Below are 21,498 nucleotides of genomic sequence, written 5' to 3'. Positions count from 1 at the left end.
GATCTCGGAAACACTTGTCGATGGCCGAAAAGCGTCCCTAGGGTCGCGGAACCGAGCTCCGTGCCGAAGAGCGGCACGGCTCACCGGCACGGATCGAGAAGGGTTCTGTTGCATGCAGCCACCGACGACGGGCGGGACGACGCCCACCGAGCCCGTGGACGCCCGCCCCGGCCGAGGGAGCGCCGGAGGGACCGGGGCGGCCGGAACGGACGGCCCGGCCGGGCCAGGCGGAGGGGCGGCCGCTGCGGGGAGTGTCACCGCTGAGGGTGCCACCGCGGAGGGCTACAAGCGCGGGCTCGGCACCCGGCAGATCCAGATGATCGCCATCGGCGGCACCATCGGCACGGGCCTGTTCCTGGGCGCCGGAACGGCCATATCCCAGGCCGGGCCGAGCCTGATCATCTGGTACGCGGTCGCCGGCGCCGTCCTCTTCCTGGTGATGCGCGCCCTGGGCGAACTGCTCACCCACCGCCCGGTGTCCGGCAGCTTCGCCGAGTACGCGCGGGAGTTCCTCGGCCCCTTCTGGGGGTACGCCACCGCCTGGACCTACTGGATCATGTGGGTCACCACCGGCATGGCCGAGATCACCGCGGCGGGGCAGTACGTGAAGTTCTGGTTCCCCGGGGTGGCCCAGTGGCAGACGGCGCTGGTGTCGCTGGTGGTGCTGCTGGCCGTGAACATGATCTCGGTGAAGGCCTTCGGCGAGCTGGAGTTCTGGTTCGCGCTCGTCAAGGTGGTGGCCATCGTCGCGATGATCCTCGTCGGTCTCGCGGTCCTGGTGGTCGGCTTCGGCGACGTCGGTGACACCGCCTCGGTGAGCCACCTCTGGAAGGACGGCGGGATCGCGCCGCACGGCGTGCACGACTCGCTGATGACGCTCCAGATCGTCCTCTTCGCCTACCTGGGCGTCGAACTCGTCGGCGTCACCGCCGGAGAGGCGGAGGACCCGCAGAAGAACATCCCCCGGGCCATCAACAGCCTCCCGGTGCGCTTCGGCCTCTTCTACATCGGCACCCTGATCGTCATCCTGTCGGTGGTCAGTTGGGCGGAGTTCAGCCCGGGCGTCAGCCCCTTCGTCGCCGCCTTCGCGAAGATCGGCATCCCGGCCGCGGCGGGCGTCGTCAACTTCATCGTGCTCACCTCCGCGCTGTCCTCCTGCAACGCGGGCGGCCTCTACTCGACGGCCCGCATGCTGCGCACCGCCTCCGTCAACGGCCATGCCCCCAAGGCCCTCTCCCGGCTCACCGGGCGCGGTGTCCCCGCCCCCGCGCTGTGGGTGTCGGCGGTCGTCATGGGACTCGGCGTCCTCATCAACGCCCTGGACCCGGAGCACGCGTTCGCGTACATCACCTCGGTGTCCACGGGCGGCGCGATCCTCGTCTGGAGCGTCATCCTCGTCACCCACCTCCGCTACCGCCGTGCGGTCGCGCGGGGCGCCGCGGAAGCCTCCCCGTACCGCCTCCCGGGCGCGCCGTACACCAACCTGCTGGCGCTCGGCTTCTTCGCGTTCGTGACGGTCCTCATCGCCTGGAGCGCGGACACCCGGATCGCCCTGTACGTGATGGGCGTCTGGGTGGTCCTGCTGCTTCTGGGCTGGGCGTTCCTCCGGCGCGGGAGCGCGTCCCGGGCCTGACCGGGGGCGGTGTGCCCCCTGCGGGCCGGTGGTGTCCGTACGAGACGTCGGTGTCTGTACGGGCCGGCGGTGTGCGTATGAGACAACAGTGTCTTTATGAGGCAACGGTCGTCGTACGAGGCAATGGTCGCTGTACGAGGCGATGGTCGTCGTACGAGACGACGGTTGTCGTACGGCGAGGCCGCGGCGGCCGCGGGCGGCCGGGGGCGGGTGCGCCGTCGGTGGGCGTCAGCGGTCCGGGGGCGTGCCCCGCACGGCGCTCCGGTACACGCCCGGCGTGATCCCGTAGGCGCGCTTGAACCAGCGGCCGAAATGCGCCTGGTCCGAGAAACCGGCGGACTCGGCCGCGTCCGCCGCCGGTACGCCGTGGGCCAGCAGGTTCCGGGCCCGGCGGAGCCGCAGGAGGCGTTGGTAGTCACTGGGCGACATGCCGAACTCCGCGCGGAAGGCCCGGTACACGGCGTAGCGGCTGCAACCGGCCGCCTCGGCCAGGTCGCCGGCCGACAGCGGTTCGCTGAACGCCTCGTCCAGCAGCGCCCGGGCCCGGCGTGCCGCGTGACGCCGGCCGCCGTCCGAGAGGGTGCGGCCGCGGGGCGCCCGGGTGGCGCCGCGGGCGGCCATGGCCAGGACCGTCGAGGCCAGCAGCTCCTCCCGGGCCAGCCCGTCGGCCGGGCCGAACAGGGAGGCGTGCAGGCGGGTGAGCGCGCCGGTGAGCACGGGGTCGGTCAGGACCGGGCGGACGAAGAACGGCATCACCGGGCGCCCGTCGGCGGCGTCGGCGAGCACGTCGTGGACGACGGACGCACCGATGTGGACGATGCGGTACCGGTAGCCGGCCGCCGCGGCGGCGCTGCCGTCGTGCACCTCGTCGGGATTGAAGGCCATCACCATGCCGGCACCGCTGGTGTGGTGCGCCCCGCGGCAGCGGAACCGCTGGGCGCCCAGGTCGGTGATGCCGAAGGAATAGGCGTCGTGGGCGTGCGGGGCGTAGACGTGGTCGAAGAAGTGCGCGTGCATGGCCTCGAGCGGACGGGCGGGATCCGGGTCCCGCCAGTACCGCGCCCAGTTGTCTCCGGTGCCCATGGCGCCATTCTGACCGGCGCACCAGCGTTCAAGACAGGCGGACCGCCCGCCTGCCAGTGTCCGGTCCATGGCGACGAAGAGAGGGCCGAGCAACCCGTACCTGCTCCTGATGGTGACCATGACCCTGTGGGGGAGCGCTTTCTCCAGCTCCAAAGCGGTGGTCGGCGAAGTGCCGCATTCCGTCGCGGCGTTCCTGCGCTTCGGCGGTGCCGCCGTCGCCCTGCTGGCCGCCTCGGCGCTCCTCCGCGCGCGTGGGACACGCGCGGCGGGTACGGAGGAAGGCGGGGCACGCGGGGACGGCACGCGTGCGGGCGGCTCCCCCGCAAGCGGCGTTCCTGCGGATGACACCCCCGCGGACGGCGCTCCCGCAGTCGGAGCCCCTGCGGACGGTGCCCGTGCGGACGGTGCCCGCGCGGGCGGGCGTTTCGGCCGCGGGTCCCTGCGCGCCGCCGGGCTCGCGGCCGGGGCCGGCGTCCTGGGCGTCTTCGCCTACAACGGCTTCTTTTTCTGGGGTCTTTCCCTGGCCCCCTCTCTGGACGCGGGCATCCTCATACCGGTCATGAGCCCGGTGTTCACCAGCACATTCCTTCTCCTCACCGGCAAGGAGAAGGCGACCCGGGCGCGGTGGGCGGGGCTCGGCCTGGGGCTCACCGGCGCGGCGGTCTTCCTCGCCGGCGCCGCCGGCGGGGGCGCGTCCCGGCTGCCGGGCGACGGCCTCTACCTCCTCAGCGCGGTGTGCTGGGCCGCCTACACCCTGATCGGACCGCGCGTCCTGGCCGGCATCGAACCGCTCCGCGCCACCACGTACGCGACCTGCGCGGGCGCGATCCTGCTCGGCGCGCTCGCCGCGCCCGACCTGCCCGACGTGCGCTGGGACGAACTCCCGCCCGGCGTCTGGCTGAACGCCGCCTACCTGGCCGTCGGCGCGGCGGCCGTCGCCAACCTCCTCTACTACCGCGGGGTGCGCGCGGTGGGACCCGCGCGGGCGTCACTCATGATGTTCACCGTCCCGGTCGTCAACATCCTGTGTGCCACCGCCTTCCTCGGGGAGTCCGTCGGGCCGCTCCAGGGCGCCGGTGCGGTGGTCCTGCTGCTCGGGGCTGTGATCGCTCTGACGGCGGGGCGGGGCGCCCGGCGTACGCCTGAGCCCCGGCCTGGGCCCGGCCCTGAGCCCGCACCTGCGGCCGGAAACGAACGCGACGTCGCCCAACGGACGGTCGGCTATCGGACGGTCGGCTAACGGGCAGTCGCCCATCGAACGGTCACTCAACCGCCCGCCGGGCTGGGACCGGTTGCACAGCGTGTCGCCGAGTTCCATCCCACCGGGCACCGGACTGCCGAGCCCCCGTACCTCGCATCCCGTGCTCCCCGCCCGGTGACCCTAAAACCCCGTGACCCCGTCCACCGCCTCCCGCAGCAGGTCCGCGTGCCCGTTGTGCCGCGCGTACTCCTCTATGAGATGCATGAGGATCCAGCGCAGGGACACCACCTCCGAGCCCATCCCCTTCGCTTCCTCCGGCGACAGCCGGCCCACGTCGTCCAGCGACGCGTCCGCGATCAGCTCCCGGCCGAGCGCGATTTCGGCCCGCCAGGCGGCGAGGGCGTCGTCCAGCCTGTCTCCGGGGGCGAGGTCGAAACCGGCGTTCGGCGGGATCTCCGGCACCGTCCGGCCTGCGAACACCCGCTGGAACCAGTTGCGTTCGACTATCGCCATGTGCCGGACCAAGCCGAGCAGGGACATCGTGGAAGGGGATACGGAGGTGCGGCGCACCTGCTCGTCGCCGAGCCCCGCGCATTTCGTCTCGAGCGTGGCGCGGTGGAAGTCGAGCCAGCTCTCCAGTGCCTCCCGCTCACCGGCGAGCGGGGGCGGGATGGTGCGGCCGTCCGGTGTCTTCGTCATGGCGCCACCTTCCCACGCACCACTGACAGTCGCCCCCGGCCGAAAGCACGGCCGGGGGCGGATGGGGCGGGCGGGACGGGTAGAGGCCGGCAGGTGAGCTCAGGTCTCCTGCCGGCAACCCGCGAAGTCGGCCGTGGGGTACGCCGTTACATCCGCTCCACCACGTAGTCGACGCATGCCGTCAGCGCCTCGACGTCCGCCGGGTCGATCGCCGGGAACATGGCCACGCGCAGTTGGTTGCGGCCGAGCTTCCGGTACGGCTCGGTGTCGACGATGCCGTTGGCGCGGAGCACCTTCGCCACGGCGGCGGCGTCGACGTCGTCCGAGAAGTCGATGGTGCCGATGACCTGCGACCGCTTGGCCGGGTCGGTGACGAACGGGGTGGCGTGCTTGGACGCTTCGGCCCAGCCGTAGAGGGCGCGGGCGGAGGTGGCGGTCCGGCGGACGGCGAAGTCCAGGCCGCCCTGCCCGTTGAGCCACTTGAGCTGCTCGTCGAGGAGGAACAGGGTGGCGAGTGCCGGGGTGTTGTACGTCTGGTTCTTCAGCGAGTTGTCGATCGCGGTGGGCAGCGAGAAGAACTCGGGGACGTGCCGGCCGGAGGCGTGCACCCGGGCGGCGCGGTCCAGCGCGGCGGGGGAGAAGACGCCGATCCACAGCCCGCCGTCGGAGGCGAAGGACTTCTGGGGCGCGAAGTAGTAGACGTCCGTCTCGGCGATGTCCACGGGCAGGCCGCCGGCGCCGGAGGTGGCGTCCACCAGCACGAGCGCCCCTTCGTCCGCGCCCGCCACCCGTCGGATCGGCATGGCGACGCCGGTGGACGTCTCGTTGTGGGTGAGCGCGTAGACGTCGGTGCCCGCCTCGGCGTGCGCCTCCGGGTGGGTGCCGGGGTCGGCGGTGACGACGGTGGGGTCCGCGAGCCAGGGGGCGAGCTTGGCGGCCTTGGCGAACTTCGAGGAGAACTCGCCGAACGACAGGTGCTGCGACTTCGCCTCGATCAGCCCGTGCGTGGCGACGTCCCAGAACGCGGTGGACCCGCCATTGCCGAGGATCACCTCGTAACCGTCGGGGAGCGAGAAGAGGGCGCGGATGCCGTCGCGGACCGATCCGACCAGGTTCTTCACCGGCGCCTGCCGGTGGGACGTCCCGAGCAGCGAGGATCCGGTGGCCGCCAGGGCGGCGAGCGCCTCCGGGCGCACCTTGGACGGGCCGGCGCCGAAACGGCCGTCGGCGGGCTTGATGTCGGCGGGGATCTGGATATCAGCCTGGATGTCAGCCACGGAGGCAGCCTAATCCGTCGGACGGCCGCCGGTGGAGCGATGTCCAGCCGCTGAGACGTGCGTTCGGCCGCCGCGCGGGACGCGAGCGGAGAGCGGGGAGGGCGGCCGTCACCGCTCGTGACGTACTCCGGAAAGCGATCTATTCTGGTTCTCGTCATAGCCGGAACCCAACGGCCGGCCGACGACGAGACGAGGGGTTCCCTTGGCCGATCCCCGGGCGGCGTGGACGCGCGCGGTGCTGCACCTGTGCCTGCTGGGCCTCCTGGACGGCGAGGGGTCGAGCTACGGCTACGCGCTGCTCGGCCGGCTGCACGCGGCCGGCCTGGACGCGGTGAAGCCGGCCACCCTCTACCCCGCGCTCGCCCAATTGGCGGAGGAGGGCGCCGTCGAGGTGCGGTGGGCGGCGGGGGAGCAGGGCCCCGGCCGCAAGTACTACAGCCTCACCGACGCGGGGCGGCGGCGCCTCGGCGAACAGCGCGCGGCGTGGGCGGCCTTCCACGGCACGGTGACGGAACTGGCGGGAGGAGACGGGACATGACGACGACCGAGCGCATCCGGTGGGAGCGGAAGGCCGACGCCGAGTGGGCCGCCGCCTTCGAGTTCCGGCTGGTGATGCGGTACCTCCCGCCGCGCGAGGTGACCGAGCGGGCCCTGGCCGAGGTCCACGAGGCGGTCGCCGCGTCCGGCGGTACGGCCCGGGACCTGTTCGGCGACCCGGACGAGTACGCGGACGCCGTCGCGGCCGAGTCGGCGGAGGCGGCCGATCAGGCCGGGCCGGCCGGCGTGCCGCGGTCGGCCAGGGCCGGCCTGGGCGGCGCCACCGCGGGCGAACGGTTCGCCCACACCCTCCTCGTGGGCGCCCTCCTCGGCGGTGGCCTCGCCGGGGCGCACTGGATCCGGGAGGGGCTGTGGCTCGGCTTCTCCGGGGTGTCGCTGACGGCCGCCGGCACGGTCGTCACCGCCGTCCTGCTGGTCTGCGGTGCGGTCGCGTTCCGCACGGCGGGCCGCCTACGGGCCGTGTGGGCGTGCCTCTGCGCGGCCGCGGCGGTCGTCGCGGGCGGGTCGTTCGCGATGTCCGTCCTTCCCGGGGAGCGGCTGTTCACGGTGCCGGCGCCGGCGCTCGTGGCGGCCTGTGCCGCCCTGGCGGCGGGGGTCCACCGCCTGTCCGCCGACCGGGTCGACGCCTGGTTCGCCGCGCCCCGGCCGCGCACCGCCGACGCGTGGCTGCGCCGCTTGGAGGGGCTGCTGCGCGGGCGTCACGGCATGTCCCGCGAGGAGGCGCGCGGACATGTGGCCGAGGCCCGGTCCCACCTGCGCGAGGTGGCGGGACGGCTGGAGGGTTTCGGGGACGTCGAGACGTACGCGGCGGCGCTCGCCCGGGGCCCCCGCCGCCCCCACCGAGCCGCCCGCCGCAAGGCCCTGGGCGCCTGTGGCTTCGCCCTGGCCGTCGGCGTCGCGGGCTTCGACACCCTGCGGGCCGGCGACCTGACGTCGTTCTGGTTCTGGATCACCGTGGCGGCGGTCGCCTACGCGGTCGCGGAGGTCGCGGGATCGTTGCGGCGGACGGCCCGGGAGGCGGCCGGGCAGGGTGAGGAGCGGGCTTTCTCGGGCCGGTGAGGCCCGCCCGCCGTCCTTTCCGCCCGCTCTGCCCACCACCGGCCGGCGGGGAGCGGCTGTGGCCGCCGGCCGCGCCCTGCGGGGAGCGGCCGTCAGTGAGCTCGGGACGTGTCGCCACCTGCGCGTTCGCCGTCTCGCGGGCGTCGTCGCGACTGCGCGCGAACTGCCGCTGGCCGTGCCGGCGTTGTGCGTCGGAATGCCACTCAGGCGGCTGCGCCGGCCCTCGCCCGGATGTGGCCGGAAACCGGGCAAGCATGCTTGCTTGTTTCGCGGTCCGCTGTCACGCTCCCCGACGTGCTGAGGATCGGGAACGCCTCCGGCTTCTACGGTGACCGTTTCGACGCGATGGAGGAGATGCTCACCGGCGGCCCCCTGGACGTGCTCACCGGGGACTACCTCGCCGAACTGACCATGCTCGTGCTCGGCCGCGACCGGCTGAAGGACCCGGAACGGGGTTACGCCCGTACGTTCCTCCGCCAGTTGGAGACCTGCCTGGGGACCGCCGCCGACCGCCGTGTACGGATCGTCGCCAACGCGGGTGGTCTCCATCCGGCGGGACTGGCCCGACGGGTCCGGGAGTTGGCGGAACGTCTCGGCATCCCCGCCCGCGTCGCCTACGTCACCGGCGACGACCTGTTGCCCACCCGCGACTGGGGGCCCGGCGTCCTCACCGCCAACGCGTACCTCGGCGGTGCGGGCATCGCCGCCTGTCTGCGGGCCGGTGCGGACGTCGTCGTCACCGGCCGGGTGACCGACGCGGCGCTGGTCGGCGGTGCCGCGGTGGCGCACTTCGGCTGGGAGCCGGGGGAGTACGACGCCCTCGCGGGCGCCGTCGTCGCCGGACACGTGCTGGAGTGCGGGGCGCAGGCGACCGGCGGCAACTACGCCTTCTTCACCGGGCATGACGTCCACCACCCCGGCTTCCCGATCGCCGAACTTCGCGCGGACGGCGGCTCGGTGATCACCAAGCATCCGGGCACGGGCGGCGCGGTGACCGTCGGGACCGTCACCGCGCAGCTTCTCTACGAGACGCAGGGCGCCCGCTACCCGGGCCCGGACGTCACGGCCCGGCTCGACACCGTCCGGCTCACCCAGGACGGCCCCGACCGGGTGCGGGTCGACGGCGTCCGGGGGGAGCCGCCGCCGGCCACGCTCAAGGCGGGGCTGACCAGGCTGGGCGGGTGGCGCAACGAGGTCGTGTTCGTCCTCACCGGCCTCGACATCGAGGCCAAGGCGCGGCTGGTGCGCGCGCAGACGGAGGACGCCCTCGCCCGCCGCAGGCCCGCCTCCGTCCGCTGGACCCTGGCCCGTACGGACCACCCCGACGCGGACGTGCAGGAGGAGGCGAGCGCCCTGCTGCGGCTGGTGGTGCACGACCCCGACCCGGACACCGTCGGCCGGGCGGTCGGCGCTGCGGCCGTCGAACTGGCCCTCGCGAGCGTCCCCGGCCTGCACCTCACCGCACCGCCGGGACCGGGCTCCCCCTACGGGACGTTCGAGGCGGTGGCGGTGGACCCCGAGACCGTCCGGCACGTCGCCGTCCTGCCCGACGGGACGCGCGTCCCGGTGCTTCCGCCGCCCGTACGGACCGACGCCGCACCGCCTCTCCCCGAGCCCGCGCTGCCCGCACCGCTGCCCGCCGGGCCGGTGCGCCGCGCGCCCCTCGGGCGCGTCGTGGGCGCCCGCAGCGGTGACAAGGGCGGCAGCGTCAACGTCGGCGTCTGGGCGCGGGACGAGGAGGGGTGGCGGTGGCTGGCCCACGCGCTCACGGTCGACGCCCTCCGCCGGCTCCTGCCCGAGGCGGCGGGATTGCCCGTCACCCGCCACGTCCTCCCCGACCTCCGCGCCGTGAACTTCGTCATCGACGGCCTCCTGGGGCGCGGTGTCGCGGAGAACGTCCGGTTCGACCCGCAGGGCAAGGGCGTCGGCGAGTGGCTGCGCGCCCGGTACGTGGAGATACCGGAGGTACTGCTGTGACCGTCCTGGCCACCCGGCTCGACACGGCCGGGCCCGAGTACGCGGCCAACCGGGCCGCCATGCTCGACCGGCTGGCCGAGATCGAGGCCGCGCACGCGCAGGCCGTCGCGGGCGGCGGCGAGAAGTACGCGGCCCGGCACCGGGCCCGGGACAAGCTGCTGCCACGCGAACGGATCGAGCTGCTGCTCGACCCGGACACACCGTTCCTGGAACTGTCCCCGCTGGCCGCCTGGGGCACCGAGTACGCGGTGGGCGCCTCGCTCGTCACCGGCATCGGCACGGTCTCCGGCGTCACCTGCCTGATCAGCGCCAACGACCCGACCGTACGCGGCGGCGCGAGCAATCCGTGGACGCTGCGGAAGGCGCTCCGCGCCCACGAGATCGCCCGGGCCGACCGGCTGCCGGTGATCAGCCTGGTGGAGTCCGGCGGCGCGGACCTCACCGGGCAGAAGGACATCTTCGTCCCGGGCGGCGCCCTGTTCCGCGACCTCACACGGCTCTCCGCGGCCGGCATCCCCACCGTCTCCGTGGTCTTCGGCAACTCCACGGCCGGCGGCGCGTACGTCCCGGGCATGTCGGACCACGTCGTCATGGTCAAGGAACGCGCCAAGGTGTTCCTGGGCGGGCCGCCGCTGGTGCGGATGGCCACCGGGGAGGAGGCGGACGACGAGTCGCTGGGCGGCGCGGACCTGCACGCGCGCGTCTCCGGCCTCGCCGACCACTTCGCCGTCGACGAGTACGACGCCCTCCGGCAGGCCCGCCGCGTCGTCGCCCGGCTGAACCACCCGGCCGCGCCCGCCGCCCCCCGGCCGGCCGAGCCGCCCCGGTACGACCCCGAGGAGCTGCTCGGCATCGTCCCCGGCGACCTGCGGGCGCCCTTCGACCCGCGCGAGGTGATCGCCCGGGTGGTCGACGGCTCGGACTTCGACGAGTTCAAACCGCTGTACGGCGCCGGGCTGACGGTCGGCTGGGCCCGACTGTACGGACGGCCGGTCGGGATCCTCGCCAACGCGCAGGGCGTTCTGTTCAGCGCCGAGTCGCAGAAGGCCGCCCAGTTCATCCAGCTCGCCAACCAGCGGGACATCCCGCTCCTCTTCCTGCACAACACCACCGGCTACATGGTCGGCCGCGCCTACGAACGCGGTGGCATCATCAAGCACGGCGCCATGATGATCAACGCGGTGTCCAACTCCCGGGTGCCGCACCTGTCCGTGCTCGTCGGCGCCTCCTACGGGGCCGGCCACTACGGGATGTGCGGGCGCGCGTACGACCCCCGGTTCCTCTTCACCTGGCCGAGCGCCCGCGCCGCCGTCATGGGCCCCAAGCAGCTCGCCGGCGTCCTGTCGATCGTCGCCCGCGCGTCGGCGGCCGAGAAGGGCCTGCCCTACGACGAGGAGGCCGACGCCGGGCTGCGGGAGGCGGTGGAACGGCAGGTGGAGGCCGAGTCGCTGCCGATGTTCCTCTCCGGGCGGCTGTACGACGACGGGGTCATCGACCCCCGCGACACCCGGACCGTGCTCGGCCTGTGCCTCGAAGCGGTGTACGGCGCGCCGGTGCGAGGGGTCCGGGGCGGCTTCGGCGTCTTCCGGATATGACCGTTCGCAGGGTATTCGCAGGGTAGGGGTGACCGTGATCGAGACCGTGCTCGTCGCCAACCGGGGCGAGATCGCCTGCCGGATCGTCCGCACCTGCCGCGCCCTCGGCGTCGCGACGGTCGCCGTCCACTCGGACGCGGACGCCGGGGCCCGGCACGTCCGGGCGGCCGACACGGCCGTCCGCCTGCCGGGCGACGCGCCCGCCGACACGTACCTGCGGGCCGACCTGCTCGTCCGGGCCGCCCTCGCGGCCGGGGCGGACGCGGTGCATCCCGGATACGGATTCCTCTCCGAAAGCGCGGAGTTCGCGCGCGCGGTGAAGGCGGCGGGACTGGTGTGGATCGGGCCGCCGCCCGAGGCCATGGAGGCCATGGCGTCGAAGACGCGCGCCAAGGAGATCGCGGCCGGTGCCGGTGTCCCGGTGCTCGCGCCCCTCGACCCGGCCGCCGTCGGCCCCGCCGACCTGCCCGTGCTCGTCAAGGCGGCGGCGGGCGGCGGCGGGCGGGGCATGCGGGTGGTACGCGAACGGCAGGGGCTGGACGCGGCGTTGACGGCGGCGCGGGCGGAGGCGTCGGCCGCGTTCGGCGACGGCGCGGTGTTCGTCGAGCCGTACGTGGTCGGCGGGCGCCACGTCGAGGTGCAGGTCCTGGCCGACGCCCACGGCACGGTGTGGACACTGGGCACCCGCGACTGCTCCCTCCAGCGCCGCCACCAGAAGATCGTCGAGGAGGCGCCGGCGCCCGGGCTGCCCGCCGGACTGGACGACACCCTGTGCGCGTACGCGGCGGCCCTCGCCCGCGCGGTCGGGTACGAGGGGGTGGGGACGGTGGAGTTCCTGGTCGACGCCGACGGACGGCCGTGGTTCCTGGAGATGAACACCCGCTTGCAGGTCGAACACCCCGTGACGGAGGCCGTGTACGGCGTGGACCTCGTCGCCCTGCAACTGCGCGTCGCCGAGGGCAGCCCGCTGGAGGGCGCGCCTCCGGCGCCGCGCGGGCACGCGGTCGAGGCACGGCTGTACGCGGAGGACCCGGCACGGGAGTGGCGACCGTGGACGGGGGTGGTGCGGGAGGTGGCGTTCGGGGGGGACGAGCGCGGAGGGGGTGGCGGGCCGCGGGTGGGCGCGGGTGCGGGCTGCGGCAGTGGTGATGAGCTGCGGGTGGACGCGGGTGGGGGGCACGGCATCGGCGGCGGGCTGCGCGTGGACCTCGGCGTCGGTCCCGGTGACGTCGTCAGCCCGTACTACGACGGGCTGCTCGCCAAGGTGATCGCCCACGGCGCCGACCGCCCGTCGGCCCTCCGGCTGCTCGCCCGCGCTCTCGAACGCGCCCGCGTCCACGGCCCGGTCACCAACCGGGGACTGCTCGTCCGCACGCTCCGGCACCCGGAGTTCACCGCAGGGGGCGCGGCGACCGACTTCTACGACCGCCGCCTCGCGGAACTCACCGGTGCGTGCGGTGCCTTGGGCGAAGCCGACACCCGCCTCGCGGCCCTCGCCGCGGCGCTCGGCGACACGTGGGGGCGGTCGCCGTTCGGCGGCTGGCGCAACGTTCCGTCCGGGCCGCAGGTGAAACGATTCCGCTCCGAGCCGGACGGCGTGGAGTACGAGGTCCGCTACCGGGTCGGCCGGGACGGCGGGCTGGTGGAACCGTCCGGGGCGGAGGCTCCGCGACTGTGCGCGGTGGACGGGGCCGGGGCCGGCATCGGGGCGGCCCGGCCGGGGGCCGACGGACCGCGCGGCGCCCGCGTGGTCCTGGAGACGCCCGACGGCGTCCGGCGGCCGTACACCGTCGCGTTCCACGACGGCTCGGCGTACGTGGACGGCCCGGCGGGCGCATGGTCGTTCACCGTTCTGCCCCGCTTCCCCGACCCGGCACCGGCCGAGGAGCCCGGATCGCTGCACGCGCCGATGCCGGGCACGGTCGTGCGCGTGGCCGACGGCGTCGCGCCCGGGCGGGAGGTGGCGGCCGGGCAACCGCTGCTCTGGCTGGAGGCCATGAAAATGGAACACCGTGTCACGGCCCCCGCCGCCGGGACGCTCACCGCACTGCACGCGACCCCGGGCCGGCAGGTGGCCACCGGCGACCTGCTGGCCGTCGTCACACCTGCGCCGCCCCCGCCCCCTGCCACACCTACGCCACCCCCGTCCCCCGCCACACCGGAGCACCGGCCGGCCCCGGACAAGCGGCCGGCCGCACCGGACCACCACACCGGTCGGGACAGGCACGTGCCCGCAGCGCAGCCCACCACCACCCCGGGCGCTCCGGCTTCTCCGGCCCCCCAGGTCACAGGGGGCACCCGGACCGTGCCGGCGGCCCCCGCCGCACCGGACAACCAGCCACCCCCGCCGGGCGGCCGTGCCGCGCCGGACAATCCGTCCGCGCCGAACCGCCCAGCCACGCCGGATAACCCGTCGGCAGCCCCGGCCGTACCTCCCGCGGCGACGGCCCCTGCCGTAGCGGGCAACCAGCCGCCTCGGCCGGACGGCCGTGCCGCGCCGGAGAATCCGTCCGTGCCGAACCGCCCAGCCGCGCCGGATGACCCGTCGGCGGCCTCAGCCATACCTCCTGCGGCGGCAGCCCCGGCCGTACCTCCCGCGGCGACAGCCCCCGCCGTACCGGACAACCACCCACCCCAGCCAGACGACCGCGCCGTGCCGGACAACTTCCCGCCCGCATGAGCCCCATTGGCCACACCTGGCCGCCCGGCCGAACCGGGCCGCCGCCCGGCCGAACCGGGCCGCCGCCCGGCCGAACCGGGCCGCCGCCCGGCCGAACCGAGCCGCAGCCCGGCCACACCCGGCCGGCCCGCACCCGTACCGGACAAGTGCCCGGCCATGCCGGACAACCTCCCACCGTCACCGTCACCCTCACCGCCATCGGCACCCTCACCCCTCCCCGACGAGGAGGCACAGCCATGAGCACCGCATCGCAGGGCACCACCGCACCGCTCGGCACCGCCGAGCAGCAAGCCCTCCGCACGGCCGTCGCCGCGCTGGGTGCCCGCCCGCTCTCGCCGGACGAGCTTTGGGCGGAGGCCGGCAAGCTCGGCTACCTCGGGGTCAACCTGCCCGAGGAGTACGGGGGCGGCGGTGCCGGCATCGTCGAACTCGCTATCGTGCTGGAGGAGCTGGCGGCAGCGGGCAATCCGCTTCTCCTCATGGTGGTGTCCCCGGCCATCTGCGGCACGGTCATCACCCGTTTCGGCACCGGGGAGCAGAAACGGCGGTGGCTCCCGGGCCTGGCGTCCGGGGCGACGCGCATGGCCTTCGGCATCACCGAGCCCGACGCCGGTTCCAACTCCCACCGCATCACGACCACCGCCCGTCGCGACGGCGGCGACTGGGTGCTCACGGGACGCAAGGTCTTCGTCTCCGGCGTGGACATCGCCGACGCCACCCTGATCGTGGGGCGCACGGAGGACGCCAGGACCGGCCGGCTGAAGCCCTGCCTCTTCGTCGTCGACCGCGACGCGCCCGGCTTCCGGCGCACCGCCATCCCCATGGAACTCTCGGGTGACATCCGTCAGTTCGAGCTCGTCCTGGACGACGTGCGGCTGCCGGCCGACGCGCTGGTCGGCGACGAGGACGCGGGGCTGCTCCAGCTCTTCGCCGGGCTCAACCCGGAGCGGGTGATGACTGCCGCGTTCGCGCTGGGCCTGGCCCGGTACGCGCTGCGCCGTGCCGTCGAGTACGCCAGGGTGCGGCAGGTGTGGGACCGGCCGATCGGCGCCCACCAGGCCGTCGCCCACCCGCTCGCCGACGCCCACATCGGCATCGAACTGGCCCGGCTGATGACGGACCGGGCCGCCCGGCTCTACGACGCGGGCGACGACGAAGCCGCGGGCGAGGCCGCGAACATGGCCAAGTACGCGGCGGCCGAGGTCGCCGTCCACACGGTGGACCGGGCCGTGCACACCCTCGGCGGCAACGGTCTCACCAAGGAATTCGGCCTCGCGGCACTCCTCACCGCGGTGCGGGTGGCGCGGGTGGCCCCGGTGAGCCGGGAGATGATCCTCAACTACGTGTCCCACCGGACGCTGGGGCTGCCCAAGTCGTACTGACACCCGTACCGTTACCGTTCGTCCGGAAGCCCCGGGGCCGTACCGGGAGACTGGAGAGGCCATGCCCGTACACCTCGGAACCGCCGCCGGTGTCACCACCCTGACCCTCGACTTCCCCGCCCACCGCAACGCCCTCTCCGCCACCCTGATCGGGGAGCTGCGCGCCGGACTCGCCCGCGCGGCCGGTGACCCGGACGTCCGGGCCGTCGTCCTGACGCACACCGGCGGCACCTTCTGCGCGGGCGCCGACCTGGCGGAACCCCCGGGAGCGGCCGAACTCGCCGCCCTGCTGCGAGAGATCGTCGAGCTGCCGAAGCCGGTGGTCGCGCGGGTCGGCGGGCATGTCCGGGCCGGTGGGCTGGGCATCGTCGGCGCCTGTGACATCGCGGTGGCGGGGGAGGGCGAGGGGGTGTCGTTCGCCTTCACGGAGGCCCGGCTCGGTCTGGCGCCGGCCGTGATCTCGCTGCCGCTGCTGCCCCGGCTCGACCCGCGCGCGGCCGGCCGCTACTGGCTCACCGGCGAGACGTTCGACGCCCGCGAGGCGGTCCGCGCCGGCCTGGTCACGGTGGCGGTGCCGGACGTCGACGCGGCCCTGGCGACCGTCCTCGACGGGCTGCGCGCGGCGTCCCCGCAGGGCGTCGCGGAGTCGAAGCGGCTGGTCACGGCGGACGTCCGGGCCGCGTTCGCACGCGATACGGAACGGCTCGTGGCACTGTCCGAGCGACTGTTCGGGACCGACGAGGCCCGCGAGGGCATCGCCGCGTTCCTGGAGCGGAGGCGGCCGGCGTGGCGGCCGTGACCACCGACACCGGGCAGGGCCGCGGCCGGGTCACCCGCCGGAAAGTGCTGAACGCCGCCGTCGACTGCCTGGCGGAGTACGGCTGGGCCGGCTCGACGGTCACCGTGGTGGCCGAACGGGCGGGCGTCTCGCGCGGCGCCCTTCAGCACCACTTCCCGACCCGGGAGGACCTGTTCACCTCGGCCGTCGAGCACGTGGCGGAGCAGCAGTCGGCAGCCCTCCGCGCGCTCGTCGACGGCGCGGCGCCCGTCGTCGGCCCCGCCCGCAGGTACCTCGCCGTCACCGAACTCGTGGACCTCTACACCGGCCCGCTGTTCCGCGCCGCGCTGCACCTCTGGGTGGCCGCCGCGACCGAGGAACGGCTGCGCCCGCGCGTCGTCGAACTGGAGGCGCGCATCGGCCGCGAGGCACACCGCATGGCCGTCGGACTGCTGGGCGCGAACGAGAAGGAACCGGGCGTCCGGGAGACCGCCCAGGGCCTGCTCGACATGGCCCGCGGCCTGGGCCTCGCCTCGCTCCTCACGGACGACGCGGCGCGGCGGGGCCGGGTCGTGGAGCACTGGACGGCGATCCTCGGCGACGTGCTGTGAGGGCGGGGACGTGCGGTGGGGGATGGGCGCGTGCGGTGAGGCGGGGGACTGCGGTGGGGGATGGAGGCGTGCGGTGAGGCGGGGGGACTGTGGTGGGGCATGGGGCCGGGGGCGTGCGGTGAAGTGGGGGCGGCGTGCCGCCCCCACCGGCGTCAGCGCTCCTGGAATCCCGGGATTGCGCGCGGGTCGCGCGGGCCGGGGCCCACGTACCTGGCCGACGGCCGCACCAGGCGCCCGGTGCGCTTCTGCTCCAGGATGTGCGCGCTCCACCCGGCCGTCCGGGCGCAGGTGAACATCGAGGTGAACATGTGCGCCGGCACCTCGGCGAAGTCCAGCACGATCGCCGCCCAGAACTCGACGTTCGTGGCGAGCACCCGGTCGGGACGGCGGTTGTGCAGCTCCTCCAGGGCCGCCTTCTCCAGCGCCTCGGCGACCTCGAAGCGGGGCGCGCCCAGCTCCTTGGCGGTCCGCCGCAGCACCCGCGCGCGGGGGTCCTCGGCGCGGTAGACGCGGTGGCCGAAGCCCATCAGGCGCTCGCCCTTGTCCAGGGCCTGCTTGACGTAGGCGGTGGCGTCGCCGGTGCGCTCGATCTCCTCGATCATGCCGAGGACGCGGGACGGCGCGCCGCCGTGCAGCGGGCCCGACATGGCGCCGACCGCTCCGGAGAGCGCCGCGGCGACGTCCGCGCCGGTGGAGGCGATGACGCGGGCGGTGAACGTGGAGGCGTTCATGCCGTGTTCGGCGGCCGAGGTCCAGTACGCGTCGACGGCGGCGACGTGCTTGGGGTCGGGCTCGCCGCGCCAGCGCTTCATGAACCGCTCGACGACGGTCTCCGCCTTGTCGATCTCCCGCTGCGGCACCATCGGCAGGCCCTGGCCGCGCGCCGACTGGGCCACATAGGAGAGGGCCATGACGGCGGCGCGGGCGAGGTTGTCGCGCGCGGTGGCCTCGTCGATGTCGAGGAGCGGCTTCAGGCCCCACACGGGGGCGAGCATGGCGAGCGCGGACTGGACGTCGACGCGGATGTCACCGGAGTGGACGGGGATCGGGAACGGCTCGGCGGGCGGCAGGCCGGGGTTGAACGAGCCGTCGACCAGCAGGCCCCAGACGTTCCCGAAGGAGACGTGGCCGACGAGGTCCTCGATGTCGACGCCTCGGTAGCGGAGGGCGCCGCCTTCCTTGTCGGGTTCGGCGATCTCCGTCTCGAACGCGACGACTCCTTCGAGTCCGGGTACGAAGTCGGACATCAGGCGGCTCCTCGTGATGTGTTCGACAAGCGGCTGCTGACCGCGCCGGTGTCCCCGGCCGGTGGTCAGCGGAAGGTCTGGTGCGTGCGGTGACTGCTGGTGCTGCTGCGGCTGTCGCTCGGTGCTGCTGCGGCTGTCGCTGCCCCGGGCCCGCCCCCGTCGGTGGTGGGGCGGGTGCCGGCCGGATGCGCGGCCGTGGCTCGCGCTCCGTGGTGTCTCTCGGGTCGTTCTCGGCTCGGTCTCACCGGTCATGCCCCGCGCGGGAGCACTTCACCCGGCACTTCACCCGTCTCCTCGGAGAGCCGGGTCAGGCCGGAAACGATAGCCGGTGCTGTGGGGGGTCCACAGCCGTCCACCTGGCGATTTTGGTGGGTTCGCCACATGCAGGGAAGGGTGATGTCCGGCACACCGTGCATTTCACCACGGGAAGGGTTGAGGGGGGTGCTGACGGGGCAGAGGTAGAGGTTTCTTCGTCGCGGAGTGCCCCGGCGGACGGCCACGGCCACGGTGACGGCCAAGGTGACAGTGACGATGACGGCGGTGACGGCGTTGGCGGTGGCCGCGAAGGCGGCGGTGGTGACGGATGTGGTGACGGAGGTGGCGGCGACGTCGTCCGGTGCGGTCCCGGCCGCCCGGGACCCGGCCGCCTCGCCGCCGACCGCCTCGCCGCCGGCCGCCTCGCCGCCGGCCGCCTCGCCGCCGGCCGTACGGGCGGCCGGTTCACGGTCGCGGGGTACTGCGGACGTCCCCGCGCGTGCTGCAAGATGAGCGCATGTCCCACGTCTCCCCCCTCTCACCGGCCGAGGACCCCGGCAGCGCCCCCGATCCCGCCGCCATGCGCGCCCAGTACCGCACGTCCGGCCTGCTGGAACGGGACCTGGCGGACGACCCGTTCCGGCAGTTCGCCCGGTGGTTCGCCGAGGCGACGGCGAGCGGGCTGGAGGAGCCCAACGCCATGGTCGTCTCCACGGTGGACGCGGCCGGGCGGCCGAGCTCGCGGACGGTGCTGCTGAAGGCGTACGACGAGCGCGGCTTCGTCTTCTTCACCAACTACGGCTCGCGCAAGGGCCGGGAGATCGCGGCCAATCCGTACGTCTCGCTGCTGTTCCCGTGGCACCCGATGGCCCGTCAGGTCAGGGTCGGCGGCCGGGCGGAACGCGTGGCTCCGGAGGAGACGGCGGCTTACTTCCACTCCCGCCCGCACGGTTCGCAGGTCGGCGCCCTGGCGAGCGCCCAGTCGACGGTGGTCGGTTCCCGTGAGGAGATCGACGCCGCGTACGCCCAACTGGCGGCGCGCTACCCGGAGGGCACGGAGGTGCCGGTCCCCACGGAGTGGGGCGGGCTACGGGTGGTGCCGGAGAGCGTGGAGTTCTGGCAGGGACGGGAGAACCGACTGCATGACCGGCTGCGGTTCGTACGGGTGACCGAGCCGGAGCGGGAGCGAGACCCGGAACGGATGTGGCGGGTTGAGCGGCTGAGTCCGTAGCGGTGCGGCGGATGTGGCGGGTGGAGCGGCTGAGCCCGTAGCGGTGTGGCGGACGTGGCGGGTGGAGCGGCTGAGCCCGTAACCGTGCGACGGATGCGACGAACGCGGCGGTCGAGCCCGTAGGGAGTGCGGTCGCCAGCGGGTCGTGTGGCGGTCGTGCCCGCGAGGGTGCGGTGGATGTGGCGCGCGTCTGGCGGTGGACCCCGTAGCGGTGCGGCGGACGTGACGCGCGGGGCGGTCGAGCCCGTGGGGGTGCAACGTATGCGGCGAGTGGGGCGGCTGAGTCCGCAGGAATGCCGGACGGAACCACCCCGGCAACACACAAAACCACCCCGGCAACACGCAGACGATCCGTGGGCCGCTGACCGTCGCGCCGGAGGGCGCGGCGGTGCCGAGCGGACGACTCGGCGGCCCACGGATCGGGTGACTGCTGGGAATTGAGCCGGCTGTCCCGGGGCCCGTGAGGACCCGGAAGACCCGGCGCTGCGCTGTGCGCGACGACGGGCGCTAGCCCGCAGTCACCTCACGCGTCCGGACTGAAACCATCTGTCCGATCACCTCCCTTCTCGTGTGCCCCACACACTAGGCAGCCCCCGGGAGGGCCACAACCGAATTTCCGCGAGCACCGATTTCGCCGAAGACGGTGTGGTGCCCGGCGGGGTCGAGTTGAATGGCCCGTCGTGCAGGACATGCAGACGCGTCCAGCAGGGGGTATCTCGTGACCGCTCCACACCACTCCGGTCCCGCCCGCCACGAGGCCCGGCCGGCGGCGGGGGACGACACCGACGCCGTCGGTCCCGGGTCCGTCCCCGGTGCCGGTCGCGACGCCGACGGCCGCGGCTCTCCCCCCGAGGGCGACGATCACGACCTCCTCGCCGCCCTCCTCGACGGCATGGACGCCGCGCTCTGCGCGTTCGACGCCGAAGGCACCGTGACCCACTGGAACCGCGAGGCCGAACGCATCCTCGGCTGGACGGCGGAAGAGGCGGTGGGCCGGCAGGGCCTCGCCGGGTGGGCGGTGCGCGAGGCGGACGCGGCGGCGCTCGCCGCCCGGCTGGCGGACGCGATGAGCGGCAACGGGCGGCAGGTGGACGAGTTCGCGCTGCTCACCAAGGACGGCGGCCGGGTCCTGGTCCGCACCCAGACCTCGGCCGTGCCGGGCCCCGACGGCAAGCCGGCCGGCGTGTACTGCGCGTTCAGCGAGGTGCACACCCAGATCGACCTGGAGCGCTCGGTGGCGCTCAGCGAGGCCCTGTTCGGGGACGCGTCCTGGGGCGTCCTGCTGATCGACGCGGACCTGCGGCCCGCCCTGGCCAACGCGCACGCGGCGCGGGCCCTGCGGTGCAGCCGCTCCGGGCTGCTCGGCCGCCCGCTGGGCGACCTGCTCGACCAGGGTCTCGAGGACGTGGAGAGCGCGCTCCAGCACGTCCTGGCGAACGGCGCGCCGCCCGCCCCGACCGAGCTGTGGGTCACCGTCCGGAGCGGCGCCGACGCCGGCGCGGACGGCCGCTCGGCGGGCGCGCCCGAACGGCGCTGCTGGCGGAGCGGTTTCCTCCGGCTGGCCACGCCGCTGGCCGAGGAGCCGGTGCCGCTGGGCGTGGCCTGGCTCTTCCTCGACGTCACCAAGGCCCGGCTGGCCGAGCAGGAGAGCGCCCGGCTGCGGTTCCGCGGCAGCCAGTTGCACCGGGCGGGCCGGGCGGTCGCCGAGTGCGAGGACCCCATGGAGGCCGCCGCCCTCTACATGGACTTCGCCCTGGCCGGCTTCGCCGACCACGCCCTGATCGACGTCCTCCCCGAACCGGAGCCCGACCCCGAGCACCCGATCCGGCTGCTCCGCGCCGCCGCCACCCCGGCCGGGGCGACGGGCGGCAGCGGTACCGCCTCCGTCCGCGGCTGCCTCCCGGTGCCGTACGGGGACGGCCACCCCGCCCTCCAGGCGGTCGAACGCTGCGGCTCCGTCCGGGCCGTCTCCGACCGCACCCGCGACTGGGCCACAGCCCGCAAGTGGCCCGCCGGCACCCAGCACGCCCTCTCCACGGCGCTGCGCAGCCGCGGGCGCACGGTGGGTGTGGTCACTTTCCTGCGCGGCCCGTCCCGCCGGCCGTTCGACCGGGCGGACGCGACGTACGCGGAGGACATCGCCACGCGGGTGGCGGCGGCGGTGGATTTGGCGACGGTCACGGCGGGGTAGGGGCCGGGGGCGAGGGGCCGCCGGACCCTTATCCCGTCGGC

Annotated in this window: 15 protein-coding genes and 1 pseudogene; 12 read left to right on the top strand and 4 right to left on the bottom strand. The window is 74.5% G+C overall.

All coding sequences use genetic code 11. The features are described 5' to 3' along the window. Positions 1–112: 112 nt before the first annotated feature. Positions 113–1,633 (top strand): amino acid permease, encoded by a 1,521-nt coding sequence (locus tag ACZ6X9_RS04750; protein WP_469776432.1) that lies wholly within the window; start codon positions 113–115, stop codon positions 1,631–1,633. A 228-nt stretch (positions 1,634–1,861) separates the two neighbouring features. Here the strand turns inward: ACZ6X9_RS04750 and ACZ6X9_RS04745 are convergent, their stop codons facing one another. Next, the gene (locus tag ACZ6X9_RS04745) at positions 1,862–2,716 is read right to left on the bottom strand and encodes an AraC family transcriptional regulator (protein ID WP_469776431.1); all 855 of its coding nucleotides are present in this window, start codon (positions 2,714–2,716) and stop codon (positions 1,862–1,864) included. Between the two features lie 67 nt (positions 2,717–2,783). On the opposite strand from ACZ6X9_RS04745, the gene ACZ6X9_RS04740 reads away from it, so the two are divergent. Further along, positions 2,784–3,956, top strand: a complete 1,173-nt coding sequence (locus ACZ6X9_RS04740; protein ID WP_469776430.1) for a DMT family transporter — start codon at positions 2,784–2,786, stop codon at positions 3,954–3,956. A 141-nt stretch (positions 3,957–4,097) separates the two neighbouring features. Here the strand turns inward: ACZ6X9_RS04740 and ACZ6X9_RS04735 are convergent, their stop codons facing one another. Together ACZ6X9_RS04735 and serC are read right to left on the bottom strand one after the other, a co-directional pair. After that, the gene (locus ACZ6X9_RS04735) at positions 4,098–4,616 is read right to left on the bottom strand and encodes a DinB family protein (RefSeq protein WP_469776429.1); all 519 of its coding nucleotides are present in this window, start codon (positions 4,614–4,616) and stop codon (positions 4,098–4,100) included. 146 nt (positions 4,617–4,762) lie between these two features. Next, the gene (gene serC / locus ACZ6X9_RS04730; protein WP_469776658.1) at positions 4,763–5,884 is read right to left on the bottom strand and encodes a phosphoserine transaminase; all 1,122 of its coding nucleotides are present in this window, start codon (positions 5,882–5,884) and stop codon (positions 4,763–4,765) included. Positions 5,885–6,095: 211 nt separating this feature from the next. On the opposite strand from serC, the gene ACZ6X9_RS04725 reads away from it, so the two are divergent. From ACZ6X9_RS04725 to ACZ6X9_RS04690, 8 genes and pseudogenes are all read left to right on the top strand, one after another. Further along, positions 6,096–6,431 carry a PadR family transcriptional regulator gene (locus ACZ6X9_RS04725; RefSeq protein ID WP_469776428.1) on the top strand — a complete coding sequence of 112 codons (336 nt, stop codon included), beginning with the start codon at positions 6,096–6,098 and terminating at the stop codon, positions 6,429–6,431. Beyond that, positions 6,428–7,510, top strand: a complete 1,083-nt coding sequence (locus ACZ6X9_RS04720; RefSeq protein ID WP_469776427.1) for a hypothetical protein — start codon at positions 6,428–6,430, stop codon at positions 7,508–7,510. Before ACZ6X9_RS04725 ends, ACZ6X9_RS04720 begins: the two co-directional genes overlap by 4 nt. Before the next feature lie 231 nt (positions 7,511–7,741). Further along, a complete protein-coding gene (locus tag ACZ6X9_RS04715) occupies positions 7,742–9,487 on the top strand; it encodes an acyclic terpene utilization AtuA family protein (RefSeq protein ID WP_469776426.1) in 1,746 nt (581 codons plus the stop codon). Further along, positions 9,484–11,082 (top strand): acyl-CoA carboxylase subunit beta, encoded by a 1,599-nt coding sequence (locus ACZ6X9_RS04710; RefSeq protein ID WP_469776425.1) that lies wholly within the window; start codon positions 9,484–9,486, stop codon positions 11,080–11,082. The genes ACZ6X9_RS04715 and ACZ6X9_RS04710 overlap by 4 nt, the downstream gene beginning before the upstream one ends. 34 nt (positions 11,083–11,116) lie before the next feature. Then, positions 11,117–13,234: pseudogene (locus ACZ6X9_RS04705) on the top strand (acetyl/propionyl/methylcrotonyl-CoA carboxylase subunit alpha); the annotation flags it as partial. A gap of 764 nt (positions 13,235–13,998) precedes the next feature. Then, positions 13,999–15,144, top strand: a complete 1,146-nt coding sequence (locus tag ACZ6X9_RS04700; protein ID WP_469776424.1) for an acyl-CoA dehydrogenase family protein — start codon at positions 13,999–14,001, stop codon at positions 15,142–15,144. A 61-nt stretch (positions 15,145–15,205) separates the two neighbouring features. Continuing rightward, a complete protein-coding gene (locus tag ACZ6X9_RS04695) occupies positions 15,206–15,943 on the top strand; it encodes an enoyl-CoA hydratase family protein (protein WP_469776423.1) in 738 nt (245 codons plus the stop codon). Then, entirely contained in the window at positions 15,940–16,533 is a 594-nt protein-coding gene (locus ACZ6X9_RS04690) for a TetR/AcrR family transcriptional regulator (RefSeq protein ID WP_469776657.1), read from the top strand. Before ACZ6X9_RS04695 ends, ACZ6X9_RS04690 begins: the two co-directional genes overlap by 4 nt. A 152-nt stretch (positions 16,534–16,685) precedes the next feature. Here ACZ6X9_RS04690 and ACZ6X9_RS04685 read toward each other — a convergent pair whose 3' ends face one another. Further along, entirely contained in the window at positions 16,686–17,780 is a 1,095-nt protein-coding gene (locus tag ACZ6X9_RS04685; protein ID WP_469776422.1) for a citrate synthase 2, read from the bottom strand. A 772-nt stretch (positions 17,781–18,552) separates the two neighbouring features. Between ACZ6X9_RS04685 and pdxH the strand changes: the two genes are divergently transcribed. Beyond that, positions 18,553–19,266 carry a pyridoxamine 5'-phosphate oxidase gene (pdxH, locus tag ACZ6X9_RS04680; protein ID WP_469776421.1) on the top strand — a complete coding sequence of 238 codons (714 nt, stop codon included), beginning with the start codon at positions 18,553–18,555 and terminating at the stop codon, positions 19,264–19,266. A 718-nt stretch (positions 19,267–19,984) separates the two neighbouring features. Next, positions 19,985–21,457, top strand: a complete 1,473-nt coding sequence (locus tag ACZ6X9_RS04675; RefSeq protein ID WP_469776420.1) for a PAS domain-containing protein — start codon at positions 19,985–19,987, stop codon at positions 21,455–21,457. Positions 21,458–21,498: the final 41 nt, after the last annotated feature.

Source organism: Streptomyces sp. NPDC052910 (assembly GCF_055585605.1).
The sequence above is the reverse complement of the archived record's forward strand: the minus strand, read 5'-3'. Positions and strand labels throughout refer to the sequence as shown.